At 73.1% G+C, this 2,361-nt stretch carries 2 protein-coding genes; both read left to right on the forward strand.

Translation table 11 applies throughout. The features are described from left to right. The first annotated feature begins 123 nt into the window (after nt 1-123). Complete coding sequence (locus ABZ281_RS46205; protein WP_356664483.1) at nt 124-597, forward strand: hypothetical protein; 474 nt, start codon at nt 124-126, stop codon at nt 595-597. Nucleotides 598-674: 77 nt separating this feature from the next. Continuing rightward, the coding region (locus ABZ281_RS46210) for a SpoIIE family protein phosphatase (RefSeq protein ID WP_356664485.1) at nt 675-2,361 on the forward strand (1,687 nt) is incomplete at its 3' end.

A 2,361-nucleotide genomic window follows, 5' to 3' on the forward strand; every position in this document is an offset into this window, starting at 1 on the left:
GCGGGAGGCCATGCAGTGCGGCTTCCCCAAGGACAACATCGCCATATGGGACGCCACCAGCACGCAGGGACTGGAGGAGGCCGGACAGGCTGGCCCGGCTACCGGCCCGGCCGGGTGATCGCCGTGACCCCGGCCCCGCAGGCCGTCACCGGCTTCACGATCATCGACGTCACCGCCCGGGCCTGGATCGAACGCCGCACCGGCCACGACGTACGCCGCGACCGGGCCCTGCCGCCGCCCGCCCGGGTGACGGACCCCCCGGGCTCGTCCCGGCCACCACCGTCGCCGCCGCAGACCCATGTCCCGCCGGACACGGCGCCTCCCCCGGAGCCGGACACCGACCCGGGCGGCGCCTCCCCCTGGGACACCCCGGCCGAGGTGAGTCTCCCGGAGGCGGAAACGGCCCTTCCCCCGTCCGGCGAGACCACCCCGCTTCCCGAACCGCCGGCCGCCCCGGAGGACCCCGGCGGCCCCGGCGAGGTCGGCCCCGAGGCCGTCCCGGACCACCCCGATCCGCCCGACGGAGCCGGGCTGATTCCCGACGACCGGGCCGCCGAACGCATCCCCGGCAGCCCCACAGGCGTCTTCAGCAACTGAGGGCCGATCCGGTGCCGCGGCTCGTAAACTCAGCACATCCGGTCGAAGAATCGGACGAATCCTGGCAAGGTGGGCCCATGGCTGATCGGGGAGCGAGTGCCCTGTCCCTTCCGGACGACTGGCCCGCCCACCCGGACCCGATCCTCGTGCTCAACCGGATGGGCAGCTTCGACTGGGATCTGGACACCGGCCTGATGCAGATGGACGCTCAGGCCCACGAAGTCTTCGACGTGCGCCCCGACGAGTACGACGACCACCCCGAGACCCTCGCCAAGCGTGTCCCGCCCGACGAGTCCCGGCGCCTGGACACCGCGGTCTCCCAGGCACTGAAGGACGGCAGCGAGAACTACGGCGCCTACTTCCGCATCCGCCGCCGCGACGGCTCCCTGCGCTGGACCCACACCCAGGGCTACATCCGGCGCGACGACACCGGACGGCCGCGCCGCATCATCGGCATCATCCGGGACGCCACCCGGGAACTCGGCGAGAGCGACGCCCGCCTCGACCAGGCCGCCCGGGACGAGGCCCGCCGCGAGCAGACCAGCGTCGTCGAACTGACCACGGCCGCCCTCGCCCACGCCCGCACCGTCCAGGACGTCATCGACGTCCTCAAGGACACCCACGGTCTCGTCCATCTGGGCGCCACCAGCCTCGTCATGGGCCTGGTCGAGGCCGGCCGCATCCGCCTGGTAGCCGAGGGTCCCTCGGACAGCTTCGTGCCCGGCACCCGCGTCACCCGGATCGACGAGCCCTACCCGATGAGCGAGGCCGTACGGACCCTCGGCCCGTGCTTCATCGAGTCACCGCAGGAGTTCGCCGAGCGCTACCCGGTCCTGTGGCCGCACATCACCGACCTCCACATCACCTCGGCCGCCTATCTGCCGCTCATCGTCCAGGCCCGGCCGATCGGCGCCATGGGCCTGCTCTACAGCGACCGGTACGGCTTCACCTCCGAGGAGCGCAACATCCTCGTCGCCCTCGGCAGCAGCATCGCGCAGAGCCTTCAGCGTGCCATGTTCTACGAGCAGGAGATGGACCTCGCACAGGGCCTCCAGCAGGCCATGCTGCCCCGGACCATCCCGAGCGTGCCCGGCGCCGACGTCGCCGTCCGCTACCGTGCCGCCACCATCGGCGGCTCCGTCGGCCGGGACATCGGCGGCGACTGGTACGACCTGATCCCGCTGCCCGGCGGCCGGGTCGGCGCCGTCATCGGCGACGTCCAGGGCCACGACACGCACGCGGCCGCCGTCATGGGCCAGCTGCGCATCGTGCTGCGCGCCTATGCCGCCGAGGGGCACCCCCCGGCCACCGTCATGGCCCGCGCCTCCGTCTTCCTGCACGAACTCGACACCGACCGCTCCGCGACCTGCCTCTACGCGGAGGCCGACCTGTCCACGGGCGTGCTCCAGATGGTCCGGGCCGGTCACATCGATCCGCTGGTGCGCCACGCCGACGGCTCCTGCCGCCGCGTCACCGTCCCCGGCGGGCTGCCGCTCGGCCTGTCCGCCGAGTTCGGCCGCCTCGAATACCCCGTGGGCACCATAGAGCTCGACCCCGGCGACACCCTGCTGCTGTGCACCGACGGTCTGGTGGAGCAGCCCGGCGCCGACCTCGACGACGGCATGCGCACCCTGAGCGCACTCGTCACCACCGGCCCCGACGACGTACGGGACCTCGCCGAGCGGCTGATCGACGTGGCCGCCGAGCGCGGCGGAGACGACGACGTGGCGCTGCTCCTGCTGCGCCGGCGCGGCCCCGAGAACC

The organism is Streptomyces sp. NPDC006265 (genome assembly GCF_040613555.1).
Lineage (GTDB): Bacteria > Actinomycetota > Actinomycetes > Streptomycetales > Streptomycetaceae > Streptomyces.